The following is a 19,576-nucleotide window of genomic DNA, read 5'->3' as shown; positions in this document are numbered from 1 at the left end:
TGATCCCTTTTATGGAATCCTAATTCAAGGTAAGTTGGTGCTGATTTATGAATAGTTCGCTAATAACATTAATCCTTATTTTTATTGCTTTACTGGTTATCCATTTTATTTACATTATCGTCAGCAAAATTCAAAAAAATCAAGATTATAGTGTAATCGGATTGCGGATCAAAACGTGGTGGGGAATGTTCTTTATTTTCTGTCTGGCTACGCTATTTAATCCAATTGTATCGCTATTGTCGCTGATGGTTTTGACCTTTTTTGCACTAAAAGAATACTTTTCGATGATCCGTTCACGCAAAGCGGATCGGCGTTTATTTTTATGGGCGTATCTAGCCATTCCTATTCAATTTTATTGGATCTATATCGGTTGGTACGGCATGTTTATCGTATTTATCCCGATCTATGTGTTTTTGCTGTTACCTTTGCCACGCTTAATTAACAAAGGCACAGGTGGATTCCTACGGAGTGTTAGCTCAACCCAATGGGGATTGATGCTAATGGTATTCGGACTCAGTCATCTTGCTTATTTTCCATTTGCGACGGCTCAATATGGAGGAAGATTGGTATTATTTCTGGTGTTACTTACCCAGCTTAATGATGTTGTGCATTATGTCGCCTCTATGTATATCGGGAAACGCAAAATTGTACCGACATCCAATGCTAGCTTAACTTGGGAAGGCTTTGCTTGTGCTTTTGTAGTGACGGCTGTGACTTCTTACTTTGTAGCTCCTGTGCTTACACCACTCGGTGCTAACTTTGGTCTGGTCACCGGGATGCTGATTAGTTTGAGTGGCTTTTTCGGTAGTCTAACCGTTTCTGTACTCAAGCGAGATCTGCTCATAGGCGAAGATCAGAAAGTAGATAATGAAAAACAAAGTTATCTCAGCCGTATCGACAGCTTAACGTATACCGCTCCTGTCTTTTTCCATGTGGTACGTTATGTGATGGACTTTATGTAATACGCGATTGTATATCAGAATAGATCAGCAAAAAAGCCTCTATCTTTGAAGATGGAGGCTTTTTTTAGATAATATATAATCCAGTTAGACTTCTCCCCAGAACACTTCAGTCTCATAATCGAAAAAGACTACCCCTTCTTGTTGATTCTGCTCGAAAATAACCTTTAATTGCTCCATCATATCGTGATACTTAGGATCATCTGAAGTAGGCACATAGGAAGAAGATTGTAAACGTCCTGCTAATCCATCGAAATCAAATACCTGCCGATTGCCGAACTTCGCCAGTTCCATCGTATCTTTTTTGAAAAAAGGTTCTAATTTCTCTGCTGAAATATTTTTATGATTAACTTTCGTATAATCTGTTCCATAATCACGCAATAATTGCTCATATTGTTCTAAAAATGGAGTGCCTGTCGTCAATCTAGAATTCCAGACTAACATCACTTTACCTTCAGGTCGCAAAATACGTTTGAACTCGGTTTGAGTCGCTTGCTGATCAAACCAGTGAAAAGCCTGTGCACAAGTAATATAATCCACCGACTGATCTGCAAGACCTGTCGCTTCTGCCGATCCTGCAATCACTTCGAAATTAGGTTCTTCTGCTAGCTTGGTTGCCGCTACTTCCCGCATTTCAGTATTCGGCTCAACCCCAATCACATGGTTACCACGTTCCAAAAGCAATTCAGCAAAAATACCTGTACCTGCACCAATATCTGCAATCTTACTTTCTCGCTCGACACCAATCACATCATACAAATAATCTATAGCGGCTACCGGATAACTAGGACGGTATTTGACATATGAATCTACTCGATCTGAAAATCTTTCTTTACTATTCATTGTTATCACGCTCCTATAGTTTCATCTAATAAAACTATGTTTCATTTAAATATTATAAATCAATCTACTTGAGATAGCTAGTTCCGGTATGCTGTTATTGTGGCTTTATAATCATGTGATTTACGGTTAGAACGCCATTTTGCTTGATATCACTTTTTTATAGATATATTTTCTTGTCGATACGTAGGTTTTCGATATATAGATATACTTTTATCCATTGAGTTATATTCCTTATATGATCTGATTGCCAAAAAAGACGATCCTCTACTATATCAGGGATCGTCTTTTTTGTATGATGCTATATTCAATTATGGATGCAAGGTAAATTCTATATTCAATTATTAATGTGCCGTAAATGCTTCTTTTAGTTTATCGCTCATTAGATGCCAGGCATCTTCTGCTACAGCTAGCTCACCGTTATGAGTAAATCCATGTGCGGCTCCTGCATATTGCTTCGCTGTAACCTGCACACCTGCTTCCTCCAACTGCTTAGCATAGCCTACCGTTTCTGCTGCCAATGAATCGCGTTCTGCGGTAATAACCAGTGCAGACGGAAGCCCTATTAAAGATGGAGCAAATACAGGTGAAGCTAACGGATTACGTGCATCTTCTGGATTTTCCAAATAACAAGCGTTAAAGATGCGAGAAATATCATTAGGAATCGCTTCAGGAAATTGTGGCTTTTGCTCAGGATCGGTAGCGAGATCAAGCGGTGCATAATCCAGCACCTGATACACAATATTGAGTTCATCGCCACGCTCTTTGTTCAATAGACAGATCGCTGCCGCTAGATTACCACCTGCGCTATGCCCGCCGACCGCTATACGTGTTGCATCAATACGGAGTTCTTCGGCGTGTTCTGCAATCCATTTTACCACTTCATACGATTGGTACACTGGAGCTGGAAATTTATGTTCAGGCGCTAATACATAATCCACATTAATCACAATACATTCTGCGCGATCGGCAATCACACTACACCACGGATCATCCATTTTGGGATCACCCATCACAAATCCACCACCATGAAAGTTAACGAATACCGGTAACGGATGAGCAACCTCTCGATCAGGGATGTGCACAGTCACAGGGGCATCGCCATACGTTGTTGGGATGACGCGCTGTTCTTGCTTCACCTGTGGTGTGTAGCTTGGTTGTAATGTAGAGCCACTGACATTATTCATCGATGCTTCTCTTACTTTTTTCACCATTGCAAGTTGTTGGTCTTTATCCATTGGTTCTCACTCCTATTCGTCTGGTGCATGATCTAATTATAAAAAAGATAATGGAAGATAATCAAATTTGGCGCTCAGACAGCGTATGGTTGCTACTATTTACGCAAAATCCACAAACTAAAAAGTGATTTCTACGATCAGAAATCACTTACGTGGTGAGCTTGCTTTTACTGTTCTACTTTGTGCAAACGGAACGCTTCACGAGAATCGACCAGAGACGCAATATTTTCACGATACGATTTGAAATGAGGCGTATTCATATGAAATTCAAGCGCCGCTTCATCTTCCCAGATTTCATAAAATACAAATACACCCGGTTCAATCGATTCATGTAACGTATATTGAATACAACCACTTTCACTACGAGAAGGCTCCAACATTTTGATCAATTCTGCTTTCAACTGCTCTTCATGCCCTGCTTTTGCTTTCAAAATCGCATTATTTACAAGATTCGTCATAGATCTATTCTCCTTGTGGTTCATTTATTTTTGAGGTGCTATGTATTATCATACCCGTTTTGGAGGAAGATCAAAAATCGATACTTTAAATTACAACATATCCCTAGCTTCGGATAGAAGATCGTGTTTCTCCTCTAAACGCTCAATCTCATCTTTTAATCTCTCTAGATATTCTTGTTTTGTTCCTTCCGATATATTTTCGATGATAGATTCAATTAATAAAAAAGACTTTCTACTTACTTCAAAATTACCTTCAATTAAAAAACCGAAAAGCATATCAATATGATTAGAATAATCAAACGGTTCTAAAGAAGCTAATAAAGTCCCTCTATACCCTAGCGTTTTAGGATCTTTTAATACATGTACTATAGGTTCAACCGCATCTGAATTTCCGATATCACGTAAAGCAAGAGCAATTGAATTTCTCAATACATGACTTTTGGTGAGTTGTAATTGTTCAATAAGATAAGGAACAGCTTCATTCAGCCTTTTCTCTCCTATTTCTTCTATCATACATATGGCTTCATCGATATGATTTGTATTTATTTTTTCTTTTAATATAGAAATTAACAATAGCTTTTCTCCTATTTTATATAATCGTAATACTGTTATAATAAATATCTTGTTTATTAAGGCATAAATTTAATCGGTATGAAGATATACCTTCTATTATTTTTTTCAGATGTTGTAAGCGTGTCTTTTCATCGTTGACACTTATCGTTGTACTTCCGCCTAGATTTCCGATAGATATAATCTTATTTTGTTGATGTCTTAATGCATCGTGAAGATGTAATACAGTTACGACTGTCTCATGTAAAATACAATGACTTCCAGTCTGAATAACGAAAGAGGATACCCAACGTTCAAGTTGATCTACTTCTAATACAGACAAATACTGATCATCTAGCACTTTATTAGCGAGAAAATATATTTCTTCTACATATTTAATCTTTGCTTCAAGTACGTTCTCTTGGACTATCATTACTTCTATAAAATTTCTTTTTCCAACTAAAAATTCATATATTTCATTAAGCTCTTCTATATAAATAGATTGTTTGCTTTCTGTATAACCCCATTCCCAATCATCTAACAAAGGATCGTTAATATCTCGAAGTCTCAACAAAATATCTAGTATTAATCGGTATCTCAAAAATGTATTGTACCCTTGCTTATACATGAAATGATGTTTCTCATCTGCCCAACGAGATAAAGATTCTATTTTAGTGAGATTTTGAATAGTGTATTTTACCTTGATTATAAGTTCTTCTATCATGTCTTCCATAGATTACCTCACTGGTGTATAGAATCCTATTTTATATCTATCAGTATGCATCATCAATTGCTACACAGATGAGATTAAATAGTTAAAGTAAAGGGCCTTGAAAAATAGCTGTTTTAAATTCCCTATAAAATATAGCCATTTCTATGTATACATAAAATCACTTAGAGAATTTTATTTTTGCTGCTCTTAAATACATTTCCCAATTCTTAAACAGTCTATCTATACTTGCTTCTACTGAGTTCAATCTATGTTCGGATGAAGGCATATAACGAACAAAATTAGAAATTTCTTCAGGATAATCGAAATCAACATAAATAATCTCCACCATCTGAAGCGGATCTGAAAATTGTTCTTTATGTTCAAAAATCCAATTCAATAGCAGATATAAGAATTTCTCTTGTAAAGTATTGTCTTCTTGTTCTACAATTTGATTCGTTAACTCATTTAGATAAAAATCGATCTCTGCGTCATTATTAACCCAAGCCAAGGAAAGAACGGTCTGCGTTGGTTTTTCTTCTTTTTCAATAACATCATAGGCATATTTCACAGCAGCATTCTTAGCCATGAGATTATGTTCTAGAGCAAATAAAATGTCACTCCATGTCAAATCAATATGACTTATAACATACTCGTAAGGAAGCATTATATGTAACGTGTTCATCTTTATCGCTCTATTCTTATTCATTATCTTTCTCTGATTCTTCTTTAATCATTTCAAATAATTCCTCAACAGTCAATCGTACAGAATCTGTATATTCCCACGAGAAATAAGGTTTAAGAGATATAGCAACCTCTTCCCAGGTTTCGCCTTGATGCTTTGATAAGATTTGATTAATCGTTTCAGTAATCAATTCAAAGTCTAACTTATTTACAATAAAATGTTGTGCACCTAGAATAATTTGTTTTCCATCTTCCAATTTTTTGGCTAATGCTTTGGGTGTGATGATAACAAAATCGAAATTATCTTCACCTATCGAATCTTCTTCTCCTATACCCGCCGTCCCGAATAAACAAAAATCGTCCCCAATATCTTCGGTTTCTGTAAATTGTAGCTTTCCATAAATATTAGGGTTCCCTGTGATGGTAAGGTCTTTCAATACGGGTTGGATCAAATGCTATTTCACTCCTTCAAATATAATTATACTATCTGTACCATTTATTATAATCCTCTAATCGAAATGAATAGCTATTAACAACTGCTTTACTTTAGGCAATAGAATCTCTAATTTGGAGCTATCAAACCACTCTATGTCTTTCAATAGTTCAACAGCTAATTCAAATTGCTCAGAAGCATAGACGATATCTTCTCGCTGATAAATATCATTTCCATGTATAAGATCGTCTATGATTTCAAAGCAAATTACTTCGATATCATCAACCTTCATATCTTCAAATAATTCTTTGCAATCTTTCAATTCTTGTATTTCATCTGTAGAGAATAATATTTCCATAACAATTCTCCTTCTTTAAACCATCTAAACAGCTTCTATTTTAGATCAAAAAAAGCAAACTAATTATGAATGTGCATAAACATAATCATCTCAGGATGTTACTTGATAGGGTTATTTGTGAATCAAAATGTAAGTATTACCTTGCTTAACATACTATGCTACTTCGTAATCAAGAAAATCTTGAAAGACACAAAGCTAATCAATATCATATTTAATATGTTAAAATCTAATTCTTACTTTTCTACAAATCCAGATGAAATACTATAAAAATTTAGGTATCCATCTCCCATCTAAAATATTTGGAGAGCTCCTTCATTGCTACATCATAATCAGCATTCTGACATTTTGAGATAATCTGATTTACTGTAGATTCTATATGTTTTATATTAAAATCATTCATGATTAAATATCCTCTACCTATTTCGATATCGATTTGAAATATTTCCAATTTCTCATCTTTTGTTAAGAATTATTGTACTTTATTTTTCATGTTCATTCCTAAATTTTATAAACTGATTTCGAGCTTCTTTCAGGAAATTTTGGAGTACTGCATCAACGTACGATTCTGTAATATGACCTACGAATATTACTCAAATTGAATATTTATCATTTTGATTCCTTCTAACATAAAAATACAGTTTTCAGTTGTATCAGAGGCTAGAAGTTCAGTTACAGGGTCGCCAAATCGTATCCATTTGTTTGCAATACATTCCAAAATTCTATTTAGTTTCGATTCAGTTTGATTTTCCGAAATTAACATTGTAATTTCTACAATATATACTTCGTCCATCTTCCAATAAGGTTCTATCTTCTTAATTTCTTTATTCTCTAGTATAGGGGAAAATATTCTAAAAACTTTTTCTAAAACTACACGCGCTTCAGTTTCACTCTTTGCATTTACAAAAAGTCGAACAAACATACTTGATCACCTTATTTATGAGTTATTTTACCATCTAATGATACATTTAAATGCGAACCATCTCTACTAAAATGCCCCAATTGATTTTTTCCTGTTCTTTAAAGTTGGACATTCCATTCAAAGGATTGTCCTTGAGTTCTAGATGGTCCTTTAGTCTAAAGATTTCCAAACCTATCTTTATAACCACCATTCATCTTAGGTAAGGGTTCAGATGGTGACCAGTTACTCGGTGGAACATATCTTATCTTACCCTTAGTAGGTAATTGAGCACCTTTAAAACTGATTTTACACTGGATATAGATTTACTTTTACCTGATCCATTACCAACCACTGTGCCCATAGCAAGTACCGCAACATATTCTGCCGCTTCATACTCCTGATATGCACTTATCAACTGACCTATCGCCCAGTCTGATTTCCCTGTGCTATTTCCATAAGTACTTGTCTTTGTCGTTAAATCAAATAGGTAATTGTAGGTGTTCTCATCTGTGAAATTTCCATAGATTTCAGTGATCTTTGCTTTATACTTCCCGTATAATTCACTCGACTTTGATTTCACCTTACTTCGAGCATCTTGTAGTAAATTCCGTAGTGCTCCATCATTATACGATTCGTTAATATGACCTGTCGGATCGACATACCCCATCGGATTGTTATTGACATAGGCATAAATATTGAGAGTCAATGGATTACCAATCTGTCCCTCAACCGTATCTTCGTTCAAGAACCGTCCCATAGTTGAATCATAATAACGAGCATTTAGATAATACAATCCACTCTTGCTATCCTGATACTCGCCTGCATATTTGAATGGATTGGACGTCTTCTCTTGTTCCGCTACCGTTCCATTATCATACAGAATCCCGATAATGTCGCTATGTTATACAGGTACCTTTCTACATTTTTTATCAGTAGTAAATGATCCCAGCGAATGAAGTCATAATTAATATTACAAAAATTTTAAAAACAGATTGATTATAGTCATATCTGACCATAACCGATCTGTCGATGTAACTTAATATATTTAAAATACTATGATAAAATTTTTAAACTAATACTAACTCATTTATTAAGCGATGGAGACATTCAGCACTGAATAGTTCTTGTTTGGTTAACATTTTTCCCAATATACAGCCTGTGCTATAATGTTCACCTTTCCTACATCATGTTCACCCAGCAGTATGATTTCGATAACCCTATTTTCAGGATAAATTTTCGCTTTGAGAATTTCACTACTGTTTATCAAAAACGAAAGTGGCTCTATTGTAAATGACTCTACATCAGTGAAAGATAATATGCCTTCCTGCATTTCGGATTCGGATTCATCATAATCAGCTTGCTTCCATTGGCATAATTCCAATGTGATAAGAACCTTTTTCTCAGACGGTAAATATTCAATATTCTCTACTACACTATCATGCAGATCATAAATCGCTAATAATTCGCTTATTTTAATTTCGATCTCCTCCTGAATTAAGGTAAGATATAGGACATTTTTGAACCTTTTGCAATAACATCAAATCTTGTTCTCATTTCAGACTCAGGGTTAATGTACTCTCTAGAAATTGTATTTGATTATTATCTGCATTTTCTTTCGAATCTGTTCCAGCTAGGGCCATATGTATACGTTTCTTGGGGTACATTGGAACAAACCAATACACCTTAGTAAATAACTTTATTTCTTTAGAATATTGAGTTTTCTGTTGATTTCTAAGGCTTCTCTTTTTACTTCTTGTTCAGTATAGTATACATTTTGAAAAACAAAATCTTTTTCATATGGAGAAAACCTTGTAGTAACCGAACTCAACTCTAAGAATAATTTATTTTCTACTTCATTTAAATCTTCATAATCAGTTTCTGTATTGAATATGATTGTAAATTGATCACAGAAAGTTTTTGTATCGTAATTACCTTTGATATACTCATGAATTAGGTAATAGAGCTGCTCTTTTGATATCATAAGTGATTCCTCCTTTATTCAGGGTTAAATTCTTTTGGTTCGTACTGCCTCACTCATTCGATATTAGGTAGGAATAAAGAAAAGACTTTGAAAGATTGTTGTCCTCAAGGTCGAATTTTGATAAATCTCTCTTAGAAATGTTCATTAAATCCTTTCCTCTTCCATAGTAAAATAGTCATCATCAATTTTTCCATCTAAATTAAATAGCAATCGGTATAACCCTATTTCTTTTCCATTATAAATTATTGGAACATAGGATATTACATGATTATGATTACATTCAGGGTAATTACCTAGCATCAATGCTATTTGTGTTATTTTCACATCAAGATTATCTCTACTAAAATTTTTAAAAAAATGGTTGAACTCATCAGGATCTTCTTTTTGATAAGAGTTCAAGTTCAACCAAAATCCTTGTAACGTTCGTTTTTCAATTTCTTGTTCAACTATCCATTGTTTAAATTCATCGATAGGCATTCAACCACCCCAGTCTAATGTTTTCTTTTGACAAACAAATTAAATAATAATAGAAAATGTTACTTTCTTTTCACCCGCTCTATCGAAAAAAAGTGTTTTACTATTCTACAGTTGCGATTCATTTTTGAAAAACTATAATAAAGTGAAGATAACAAAAATAGGTCAATCATGATAATATCCACGTAATCAACTCATTAAACGGAATAGTGCTATTTGGGTAAAAAAAGACCTTAAAGAAAATAATCTCCAATATCAGACAGACTATCTTTTAATATGTATCAAAGTATTCATCTGAGAACTCACCATCAATATTATAATCAACATGATAGTAGAAAAGTTGTATTCCCGTTTTGGGATGAACCAAGTCAAAACAAATCCTAAAATAAGGAAACTCTCTATCAAAGCTATTTAAAAATATACTTACATATCTATATTGTATTTTTAAATCTGAATAGCTTAAGTCTTTTGGCAAACTCATCTCCTTATCTTTTAAAAAATTGTTCGAGCATTTACGTACAAGTCCTTCAAGTATTGCTTGGGTAGAATCCTTCAATTTTTCGAAGTCATAAATGAGATTAAAAGTGTTTTCTATTGACTTCAAGTCCATTCTTCTCACCACTCTCTATTTGCTATTTCCCACTGGTCATATAATCAAATATCATAGCACCATTATTACACGAGTATTTAAAAACCCAGAAGAGCATAAATACTCATCTGGATTAACTGAAAAAACTATATTCAATACAATTATTTCTAAATGTTAATTCATATTATTCATTATCTTTCTCAGATTCTTCTTTAATCATTTCAAATAATTCCTCAACAGTCGTCAATCGTACAGAATCTGTATATTCCCACGAAAAATAAGGTTTAAGAGATATAGCAACCTCTTCCCATGTTTCACCTTGATGCTTTAATAAGATCTGATTAATCGTTTCAGTAATCACTTCAAAATCTAACTTATCTACAATAAAAATTCCTTTACCTATAATAATTTGAGTTCCGTTCCTCAATTGTCTTTCTAATTCTTTTGGAGTCATAATAGTAAAATCAAAATTATCTTCACCAATCGAATCTTCTGTCCCTATACATGCTGTTCCAGATAAATAAAAGTCGTTCCCAATATCTTCTGTTTCTGTAAATTGTAGCTTTCCATGAATATTAGGATTCCCTGTGATGATAAGGTCTTTCAGTACGGGTTGGATCAAATGCTAATTCACTCCTTCAAATTATGATGAAACTGCTGTACCGTTTATTGTAGTTGTATAATCAACGTTTTTTGGAATTTCGTTTAATCTACATTGATCAAACAAACAATTCATTCTTTAATATTTGGAATAAAAAAATCTTGCAGATTTGCGTTTCCAAGATCAAGATATTTAATCACCTGCAATATGTATAGCTTTGATATTTGCACCACTTAAAGCTTGGATCAAACGATCTAACAACGAATGATGCATGGAGTCAATATGAGTTATTTCTTAAATGATTACTAGATCAATTCCTAGCTCTTGAAACTTATTTATAACTTTTTGTGCATTACCTTCTGTACTATGGAAAATAATTTTAAAAGGAATTGGAGATGTTTTCATCGCTCCAAAATCTCTACCCTGTTCCCATTCCATAATAGTATTCTTCATTATATTTAAGAACGTCACTAGACTCTCCATGTTTAACTCTAAAAGAGCCTCTGAATTGCTAATGAATAACACATAACTCTCAGCATTTAACCAACTAAGATCATTTATGCACTCGTCAAAAGCATTCCAATTCTCTCCGAAATACCAAGGAAACTGAAAAACCGCAGAAAACTCATTAAATAAATTTTCAGTTGTAGTGCATTTTGTTCCTCTAACCAGTCTAGCTATCCATTGTTCATTAACTCTTTTCAAATCCCATAATAGGTTTGTAAACTCGGATAGATCACCTTTTTTAATATAAAAATAAGGTTGACCTAAAGTTAGATCTATATTGTTACTAATCATGTATTCGACAACCTCATTTCTAGCTAATTTTCACTTTAGAGAATTTTATTTTTGCCGCTCTCGAATAGATTTCCCAATTTTTAAAGAGTCTCTCTCTACTTGCTTCTACTGATTTCAATCTATGTTCTGATGAGGGCATATACCAAACAAATCAGCTATTTCCTCAGGATAATCAACATCAGCGTAAATAGTCTCGACTATCTAAAACGGATCTGAAAATTGTTATTTATGTTCAAAATCCAATTTAATGAAAAATATGGATGTCTATTCATCTTTAAGATAAATCCCTTTTTTATCACGATACTTTGGATTATACTTGGTAATTCTCCACATGAAATTGGTTGTCATAATAATACCTACTTTATTCACTTATTCTATTTAATATACCATTCTAAGTTTCTATTATTTTTATGTAGTTAATCACAATATAAAAGAAGCTATTTTGAGTGCTTATTGATTTTATAAAAAGCAGACACCTTATAGATGCCTGCTTTTTATAATTAGTAGTTATTCATTAACCTTAGTTACACTTACATATCCAAAGTCAGATAATGGTGTACCTACTCGATCAGCTAACTGATGTTTAAATCCTTCAATAGAACGTGTATATTTGATTTCAATATTTTGACCTTTATCCATAGCTTCTTTTACTTTAGCTGCATAAGGGTCATTAAGATCAATAAATAAGAGATTTCCTTCTCCCTGATAGTGGCCTTCTGGAGTCCATTTAAAATTATAACCTGAAGCAATCGTTCCACGAAGTAAATATTCTTGACCATCTACTTTGACCGTCATACCTGCTACGTTGCTCGAGCCGCCCTTAATATTGTAATCAGGCGCAAATATTAAAGCTATTTGTCCAGATTGTTGCGAATACTGTGCTTCAGGTACTCCTGCATCTATCATTTGAGAAAAGTAGTCCCTTTTGAGTTCAGAAGCAAAAGTATCGCCTGCCCAATTCTTCACACCATTTGTATCTAGTTTGAGTACTGCTTCACCCTCCGGTAAAGACTGTTCGAATGTTAATACATAGCTAAGATTGTTCATCGTAGCTGTACTAGCAAATGCATCAACGGATATGGTTGGTTTTGCAGAGATAGGATGATATGTTTTTCCTGCGACTTCTACAGTGAACTTAGAAAGAATATCATTACTAAATGAAGAATTATCTTCTGGATACCATCCTGGATTAATATTTACATCTATTGTTTTACGATCCACACTAATATAAAGAGAATTAAGTTCTTCCGTTCTTGGTAAGTTACGATGGTTTTGATATGTCGGCATCTTTACAGGAACAGGACTAAGATCTTGCAAGCGATCACCACTATAACTTACATACACTTCATCTGCTAGATTTTCCGCCTTCAACTCTACATAGGAAGCAGGCCAAGCTTTTGCAGTGTCATAATTGTGTATACTTACTGACTTCACTTTTCTAACTCCACCATACTGATAAGACCATGTGAAATCTTCTGGAGAAGGTACAGAATTAGGATCAAGCTTCTGATAATAATAAATACGAATCGTATCTCTAGCATCATTAACATATATCGTTCTTAGACCAAGATTATACGGAGAATCTTCTTGTCTAGTCGCTTCGTCTAATGAAAGAGTTGTTACTTGATTAGATGTGTACAATGATTGAGCATCTTTAACTACAAATTCAATATTGATCCGATCACTATCTATAACGGAAAGACCCACACCTGTATCAAAATCTTGTACCTGACCGACTTGATTTTTATTAATTTCGAAATAAGGCCATGCTAAGATACCTGTCGGTTCTATGCCTGTTTCACTAGCTCCTTGTAGAACTGATGTTACACTTGCAGATTGAGCTCCTTTTAGACCATGAATCACCATATACACTTCACCTGATTTGTTCAGTGCATACTTCACATGAATCGTTCCATCTTTTACATAAGCTTGCGGATAGCCTTTGACAAAATAGCTGTCCACATAATCACTATGATGTACAATACCCGTCTGTTGTGCACGCACAATGACGTTGTACGTATGTGAACCTTCTAATGTGCCACTAAGTGTAGCTGTTACGTTCACAATTTGATCGTTCTGTTGATCTCTCGTTACTTTTCCATCCTGATTAATAGCTTGCTCTTGATCTATTGTCCAGTTAATATTGACACCTTCATAATCTGGTAACGAATTAGATAATGTTAGGTCACTTACAATATTACTTGCATCACTATTACTACCTAAATATTGATCTTCTAATGAAGCGAATACTGCCTCACTATTTTTCGGATTCGGATTCACATCTACGGGCTGATACGTAATCTGCATCGACAGATCAGGAGATCCATTTTGAGATGCTACTACATTATAGACATTCACTTCATTTGGATTAGACATATTCAATCGTACAAGGAATTTGCCATCTTGATAACCTTTTATAGAGGATTGACTTTTATCTGATGTATACGTGTTGTTAGTCACTGTCATTTGGACAGCAGAATTGTTAAGAAACGGTTGACCCAAAGAATCAGTTAATCCTACAACTGCATATACAGCATAAGTCACAGAAGATTTTTCTTTTTGTAAAGGTGCTTGTGCTGTTAAAGAAGCATTATAATGATGCTCTTGTTGTAGCGACTTCTCGTAGCTTGTGACTTTTACATTTTGGTTGTTTTTTACCGTTTGCGAATCAACAGTTATAGTGGAATCGACCAAATCGTCTGTATATGTTGATAATGTTAGCCCTGATACTATTGTAGAAGACGGAACAGTTACGGTAGCTGTACCGACAAATCCGCCATCACGTGTCGTTGCTGTTACTTTAGCCGTTCCTGGTGCTTTGGCAGTAACCTTTCCATTCGTACTTACTGTAATAATACTTGCACTTTCAGGTGCTACAGCCCATATTACTTGAGGATTAGTCGCTGTATTTGGATTAACTGTTGCTATTAATTGTTGGCTTTGTCCTACCTGTAAAGATACTGTATTGGGAACAATAGCGACTCCTTTAACAGCAACTGTAGAAGTTCCACCACCTCCGCCTCCACCGCTTCCAAAGGAAGTTACCGCATTTGTTCCGTTAGTAGTAGGAGTAGGGGACTGAGCAGTTGGCGCTGTTGTTCCATTTACAAGCACAGTAGCACTACCTGTTTGTGTAGTATCAATTTTCACATTACCTGTAAGCTGAGTAGCTACATTAGCTACCAATACTTTAATATTTCCGTTAGCTACAATAGATGCCTGTGATGATTGATTCGTTACTTTATTGAAATTACCATCCAAGTTCACAGCCTGAGCTGCAGGAATACGAGATGAAATCTCTACACTATCGAAAGCACGCTCAGCTCCGTCAGTAGTCACCAAAGAGGCTCCACTATTAAGTATGGTTACTGGAATATTTGTATTTCCTTTAGCTTGAATACGAACTTTACCGTTGTATTTATTGATGTTTAAAGATTGCTGTACCGTTGAGTTATTGAAAATAACCGAGTGTTCTCCTCCACCCTGTACATATACAGAACCACTAACAGTCACATTATTCAGTGTAACTTCACCTTCTCCAACACCTTGAGTTAGATAAAGATCGCCTGTAATTTTAGAGTTATTTAATACAACATTCGGTATGTTAATAACCATATTACCCTGTACATCTTCTTGATACTGTCCCGGCTGTGTTACTAAAGTGTGAATCAAATGATCAAAAATAGTAACAGCTTCAGCACGAGTCAGATTTTTTTGGGGACTGAATGTACCATCTGGTAATCCACCTATAATCGCTTTAGAAGCTAGCGCCTGAACTGACCCTTTTGCCCATGGCGCAATTTGTTGATTGTCTTTGAATGCGCTGGTAGTTAAGGCATTGTTGATCTGAAATGCTCCTGCGATAAGTGTAGCGGCTTCTTGTCTGGTGATTTTATTTTGCGGTAATGCTTTACCATCTGTTCCTTTTAATACAGAAGCTGCGCTTAATTTACGTATAGAATCGGTATACCATTGGTTCTCACGAATATCAGAAAATTCAGTATTTCCTTCCTCTATGTATTTCATAATATTATTGATCATTACTGCGAACTCAGCTCTTGTTACAGGTTCATTGGGTCTAAAGCTACCATCTGAGCCTTTAACAATACCGTATTTATTCCACTTCTCAATCGCACTTTGTCCCCAGTGTCCATGTACATCACTAAATACAGAGCTTGCTATTTGCGCCTGCGATGCGCTAGCTACATTACCATGAAACGGTGCTACTCCAGATAGAAGTAAAGTAGATATAACACTAAGCGAACCTATTCTTTTCAACAAAAGCCTTCTCATTAATGTAGCCCCTATTCTATTTAATTTTAAAATGATTTGTATTCACTATTTTATATTGAATCTAACTTTCACCACCTTTTAATAAATATAGAAAAAAATTAATAAATAGTTACTTTACCATAATATCACAATCTACTTATTTACTTCCTCTAAATCTTAAGGAATCTTTGCCCAATTTACATTCATCTAATATCGTATAAGTAAGCGTTATCTTTTATAATCAATACATAATACTAGAACTTCAATGCCAAAGGAGAGTTTAACGATGCAGTTCACAGCAAATGCGACGTTAATTATCGAAATAGAAGATGTGAATGCGATGTGTTGTTATCGAGATCGAGATGGGTATACATTCGAAGAATCATTACGATTTGAAATTCTATTGCAGGATTTCATTTTGACGCCGAGTTGTATATTAGCTATCGACTTTCCAGCAGAGATGTTTCTCGATCCTTATTATGAAGCTGAAAAAATAATGGATGCAGTACAGCATGTGATACAAGAACTCTATACTGCTCCTAGGTCGATCTATTAATCACTTTACAGATAATATAACTTGGCTTGCTCTATCCACTCTTCCTTACTAAAATCTTCAAAATCTCCTGCGGATTCACACTTTTCTAAATAAGCCAGTTCGGCTTTAGCTTCTTCTTCATCTATATCTAGTAGATATAACTTGGTCTGCTCCAAGCCAGCTCCGCATAACAATTGCACATCAATCATCACAAATGAGTCCATACTGAGACGTTTGGCTTGCCAGATCAACCTTGTATCTTCTATCTGCCCTAGCGAAAATAACTGCATACATAACAGTCTCATATATTCATGATCTTCCCGCCCAGTATTGGCACATTCTTCCTGTAGTAATGTGCGAATCGTCTGCAAATGCTCTATCTGTGGTGTTAATCCATATATTTCGATAACCTGTTCTAATTGATTCATGTTTGGTCTCCTTTATCTAAATCAAATAGACTACAGATGCCTACTCTCTGCCATGAAGTGTCTCCCATTCTTGCCAGGACATGATTTCCAGATCGGCTCTAGGCTCATCTTCTAACATCGCTAGTAACTCGACCGAATGACCATCTGGATCTGCAAAATAAATCGAGACCGCAGGCATAAATGGAAATACCGATAACTGTTCAGCACTTTCTCCAAAAAAGTTCGTCGTCTCAATACCCAAACCCTCCAGATAACTACGAGCTTGTGGCATATCTTCTAGCTTAATACGAAAAGCAAAATGTTGTCTTTGCACAAGTGGCGACGGATAATTTTCCCGAATCCCGAGCATCGCTTCTCCCGGCTTACCTACCCAATAGAACTTCGATTTGCGAAAAGGATCATGATGGAGCGGAGTAATATGTAACAATTTCTCGTAAAATGCTGCGGATCTCTGGTAGTCACTCACATTAATATGCGTTTCAAAAATTCCTTGTATCATTTAAAAATCTCCTCGCTTTAGATCGTAGTTATATAGTTTTATTTTAACGCGAATAGTTTTTTACTGTCTACTAACGAGCACTACTACACCAACAAATGAACATCTATCTGATGATAAGTAATCACCAAAAAGAGGTGCTACGTTCTTATAGATCAGAACATAGTACCTCTTCTCATTTTTTTGCTTTCTTAAGCTTTAGTTTTTACTCTTTTTTCATTACTTTGAACTTTTTATCATTACCAAACCACTCTATTCTAACCCTTCAACTGCTTAATTCAACAACTCCACCGCATCATATACCCATCCTGCACTAAGCCAATTTCCAAGATCGCTTGAACCGCTAATCGGAGTGAGCGAGATTGTATTGGTGCCTTCTACTAGAGCGGAAGCGGGGATCGTCCATGAAAATGTAGTGTTGTTGCCACGATAGGTTCCAATCGTAAAGCTACGTGAATTCGGTTGTGTGGATGCTTCTGGATTACTTAATATGGTGTTATTCACAGTCACACTAGGACGACCATTATTATATGCCGCTGTAATTCCGATATTCAGCACATGTGGTAAAGACGCTTGAGCGGCTGTTAGATTAAATGTGATCTTAGTTGGTGAATTTTGCCCTCTAAATTGAATTGCAGGGAATTTATTGGTTGCTCCACCGACGGCATACGTCACAGGGCCCCAACTTGCATTACGACTGTCGGATGGATGACGGACAGCAATAGTCTGTCCATTCAAGAATTCTAGCGGTGTGCCATCCCATGTGCCGATACGCCATAGTGCTGGTTTGCTTGCAGGATCACCTGAAATGGTTCTTGTATTGATCGTTGTTGTATTACCTGCGGTGACATTGACACTTTCTTTATACACGCCTAACTCGCCTTTGTAGACGGTCATCGTATATGTGCCAGGGATCATATCGCGGCGGACAGCCGCTCCACTCGATGATGCTGTTGTCCAGTATTGAGCATTATCATTGGCAAATCCGATAGTATACGGCGAACCGCTCACCATGCCAGATAGTCCATTCAATACAACTGTTCCACGACTGGATACCCAACCTGTTAATCCCAGCCCAGACATCCAGCTAAAGTCTGGTACACTTGGCGTTGACCCTGTAGTAAAGATCAGCGCATAAGGCCCATGTAGACCAAGTCGCCAATCTTCTGTCTGCTCATGACCAGAGTTCATATAGTTGTAGACTTCGGTATCTCCACCACTTTGAAATTGAATATCTCGAAAGAAAGGGCCTCCTGAACTTTTCTCCCGATTGCCATACGCCATAAATACACCTACGCCATTGCCTGTCACACCGCGAATACTCAAATCTTTCGCCTGATCGTTGCCAAAATATTTGGATACGGTCTGACCGTTAGACAATCCAAACACATCCTGACTTTCAATCGCTCCTGTATTGTTGCGGATATTCGAATTGGTAGGAACACCTGTCAATACATTGCCATTTCCTCTAAAAATATAACGCAATTCCCCGACAGAAGGCTCTGCTGTAATATATGTCGCCATATAAATAATATTTTCGCCGCTACGTGAGACATAATAGTGTGTTAACGTGCTTGTTTTAGTAATAATCGTCACTGTGGCACCGGATGGAGATGTATTCCATGTGACATCTGCCCCTGACCCCAGACCAGAACTGATATGAGAACCTTTGCCTGCGGAGCTACTTAATTCGATTCCATTCATTTTGCTAGATGTAATATCTCCATTGTCTTTGTTTACGGTATAGACTAGCCCTGCACCTGTATTGACAACAATCGTTGATCCATTGTCTGTTACACCGATAGCCGCGGCATGTCCGGTAGAAGCAGGAAATACACTCAATACACCTACCAATATCACTACAATCCACAGCGTCAACCATTGACGCCATCCCCATTGTCTTGCTTGCGATTCAACTTTGTTCATCATTATCCCTCCATGATTAGAATAGAAGTCATTTTGATAACGCTTACAAAATACTGAACGACAGGACATTACTTTCAAAGGGCGATGTTTAGTGATTATCATTTATTAGTATAATAAGGAATAAAAAGTAATTTTCTATATATTATATGAAGTTACCATCGTTTTGAATGGATTTTCGGAATTGTTATACGGTAACTCTGTTTTTTCATCTGCTTTGTATAGTAGAGGTAATTATTGTCTAAATATTATAGATAAACGAGGTATAGTAACGATTTTAGGTCATCATTTAAAATAATAATTTGTATTCATTAATTAAAACACAAAAAAGCCTTCATGCTTACAACGAAGGC

Annotated in this window: 23 protein-coding genes and 1 pseudogene; 2 read left to right on the top strand and 22 right to left on the bottom strand. The window is 35.6% G+C overall.

What is annotated here, in order from left to right:
• Positions 1-47: 47 nt before the first annotated feature.
• Positions 48-962: a phosphatidate cytidylyltransferase gene (locus QCD85_RS10585; RefSeq protein WP_273614210.1), complete on the top strand. Its 915-nt coding sequence runs from the start codon at positions 48-50 to the stop codon at positions 960-962.
• 84 nt (positions 963-1,046) lie between these two features.
• Here the strand turns inward: QCD85_RS10585 and QCD85_RS10580 are convergent, their stop codons facing one another.
• The 19 genes and pseudogenes from QCD85_RS10580 to QCD85_RS10500 form a co-directional block, all read right to left on the bottom strand.
• A complete protein-coding gene (locus QCD85_RS10580; RefSeq protein WP_301262563.1) occupies positions 1,047-1,802 on the bottom strand; it encodes a class I SAM-dependent methyltransferase in 756 nt (251 codons plus the stop codon).
• Between the two features lie 341 nt (positions 1,803-2,143).
• Positions 2,144-3,037 carry an alpha/beta hydrolase gene (locus QCD85_RS10575; RefSeq protein ID WP_301262562.1) on the bottom strand — a complete coding sequence of 298 codons (894 nt, stop codon included), beginning with the start codon at positions 3,035-3,037 and terminating at the stop codon, positions 2,144-2,146.
• Positions 3,038-3,204: 167 nt separating this feature from the next.
• Positions 3,205-3,495 (bottom strand): putative quinol monooxygenase, encoded by a 291-nt coding sequence (locus QCD85_RS10570; RefSeq protein ID WP_301262561.1) that lies wholly within the window; start codon positions 3,493-3,495, stop codon positions 3,205-3,207.
• A 90-nt stretch (positions 3,496-3,585) separates the two neighbouring features.
• Entirely contained in the window at positions 3,586-4,068 is a 483-nt protein-coding gene (locus tag QCD85_RS10565; protein ID WP_273614214.1) for a HEAT repeat domain-containing protein, read from the bottom strand.
• A gap of 16 nt (positions 4,069-4,084) precedes the next feature.
• Entirely contained in the window at positions 4,085-4,777 is a 693-nt protein-coding gene (locus QCD85_RS10560) for a hypothetical protein (RefSeq protein WP_301262560.1), read from the bottom strand.
• A gap of 157 nt (positions 4,778-4,934) precedes the next feature.
• Positions 4,935-5,438: a DUF2247 family protein gene (locus QCD85_RS10555; protein ID WP_301262559.1), complete on the bottom strand. Its 504-nt coding sequence runs from the start codon at positions 5,436-5,438 to the stop codon at positions 4,935-4,937.
• A gap of 16 nt (positions 5,439-5,454) precedes the next feature.
• The gene (locus tag QCD85_RS10550; protein WP_301262558.1) at positions 5,455-5,889 is read right to left on the bottom strand and encodes an Imm8 family immunity protein; all 435 of its coding nucleotides are present in this window, start codon (positions 5,887-5,889) and stop codon (positions 5,455-5,457) included.
• Between the two features lie 57 nt (positions 5,890-5,946).
• Positions 5,947-6,228 carry a hypothetical protein gene (locus QCD85_RS10545; RefSeq protein WP_301262557.1) on the bottom strand — a complete coding sequence of 94 codons (282 nt, stop codon included), beginning with the start codon at positions 6,226-6,228 and terminating at the stop codon, positions 5,947-5,949.
• Positions 6,229-6,499: 271 nt separating this feature from the next.
• On the bottom strand, positions 6,500-6,676 hold the full coding sequence (locus tag QCD85_RS23945) for an Imm8 family immunity protein (RefSeq protein ID WP_367317640.1): 177 nt from the start codon (positions 6,674-6,676) through the stop codon (positions 6,500-6,502).
• A 138-nt stretch (positions 6,677-6,814) separates the two neighbouring features.
• Positions 6,815-7,147: a hypothetical protein gene (locus QCD85_RS10540; RefSeq protein ID WP_273614218.1), complete on the bottom strand. Its 333-nt coding sequence runs from the start codon at positions 7,145-7,147 to the stop codon at positions 6,815-6,817.
• Between the two features lie 11 nt (positions 7,148-7,158).
• Positions 7,159-7,392, bottom strand: a pseudogene (locus QCD85_RS23940) (polymorphic toxin type 17 domain-containing protein).
• Complete coding sequence (locus tag QCD85_RS10535; protein WP_301262700.1) at positions 7,389-8,006, bottom strand: RHS repeat-associated core domain-containing protein; 618 nt, start codon at positions 8,004-8,006, stop codon at positions 7,389-7,391. The pseudogene QCD85_RS23940 and the gene QCD85_RS10535 overlap by 4 nt, the downstream one beginning before the upstream one ends.
• A 252-nt stretch (positions 8,007-8,258) precedes the next feature.
• A complete protein-coding gene (locus QCD85_RS10530; RefSeq protein WP_301262556.1) occupies positions 8,259-8,507 on the bottom strand; it encodes a hypothetical protein in 249 nt (82 codons plus the stop codon).
• 315 nt (positions 8,508-8,822) lie between these two features.
• The gene (locus QCD85_RS10525; RefSeq protein WP_301262555.1) at positions 8,823-9,107 is read right to left on the bottom strand and encodes a colicin immunity domain-containing protein; all 285 of its coding nucleotides are present in this window, start codon (positions 9,105-9,107) and stop codon (positions 8,823-8,825) included.
• Between the two features lie 144 nt (positions 9,108-9,251).
• Entirely contained in the window at positions 9,252-9,584 is a 333-nt protein-coding gene (locus tag QCD85_RS10520) for a hypothetical protein (protein WP_301262554.1), read from the bottom strand.
• Positions 9,585-9,852: 268 nt separating this feature from the next.
• A complete protein-coding gene (locus QCD85_RS10515) occupies positions 9,853-10,191 on the bottom strand; it encodes a hypothetical protein (RefSeq protein ID WP_301262553.1) in 339 nt (112 codons plus the stop codon).
• 163 nt (positions 10,192-10,354) lie between these two features.
• Positions 10,355-10,792, bottom strand: coding sequence for an Imm8 family immunity protein (locus QCD85_RS10510; protein ID WP_301262552.1), 438 nt, complete (start codon positions 10,790-10,792; stop codon positions 10,355-10,357).
• A 273-nt stretch (positions 10,793-11,065) separates the two neighbouring features.
• Entirely contained in the window at positions 11,066-11,569 is a 504-nt protein-coding gene (locus QCD85_RS10505) for a barstar family protein (protein WP_301262551.1), read from the bottom strand.
• A gap of 507 nt (positions 11,570-12,076) precedes the next feature.
• Positions 12,077-15,862: an S-layer homology domain-containing protein gene (locus QCD85_RS10500; protein ID WP_301262550.1), complete on the bottom strand. Its 3,786-nt coding sequence runs from the start codon at positions 15,860-15,862 to the stop codon at positions 12,077-12,079.
• 265 nt (positions 15,863-16,127) lie between these two features.
• On the opposite strand from QCD85_RS10500, the gene QCD85_RS10495 reads away from it, so the two are divergent.
• The gene (locus tag QCD85_RS10495; RefSeq protein ID WP_301262549.1) at positions 16,128-16,397 is read left to right on the top strand and encodes a hypothetical protein; all 270 of its coding nucleotides are present in this window, start codon (positions 16,128-16,130) and stop codon (positions 16,395-16,397) included.
• A gap of 5 nt (positions 16,398-16,402) precedes the next feature.
• Here QCD85_RS10495 and QCD85_RS10490 read toward each other — a convergent pair whose 3' ends face one another.
• The 3 genes from QCD85_RS10490 to QCD85_RS10480 all read right to left on the bottom strand — a co-directional run bounded on the left by QCD85_RS10490 (position 16,403) and on the right by QCD85_RS10480 (position 19,226).
• Positions 16,403-16,804 carry a hypothetical protein gene (locus QCD85_RS10490; protein ID WP_301262548.1) on the bottom strand — a complete coding sequence of 134 codons (402 nt, stop codon included), beginning with the start codon at positions 16,802-16,804 and terminating at the stop codon, positions 16,403-16,405.
• A gap of 40 nt (positions 16,805-16,844) precedes the next feature.
• A complete protein-coding gene (locus QCD85_RS10485; protein ID WP_273614230.1) occupies positions 16,845-17,303 on the bottom strand; it encodes a VOC family protein in 459 nt (152 codons plus the stop codon).
• Between the two features lie 270 nt (positions 17,304-17,573).
• Positions 17,574-19,226, bottom strand: a complete 1,653-nt coding sequence (locus QCD85_RS10480; RefSeq protein ID WP_301262547.1) for a rhamnogalacturonan lyase B N-terminal domain-containing protein — start codon at positions 19,224-19,226, stop codon at positions 17,574-17,576.
• Positions 19,227-19,576: the final 350 nt, after the last annotated feature.

Source organism: Paenibacillus sp. PsM32 (assembly GCF_030433815.1).
Lineage (GTDB): Bacteria > Bacillota > Bacilli > Paenibacillales > Paenibacillaceae > Saccharibacillus > Saccharibacillus kyungheensis.
The sequence above is the reverse complement of the archived record's forward strand: the minus strand, read 5'-3'. Positions and strand labels throughout refer to the sequence as shown.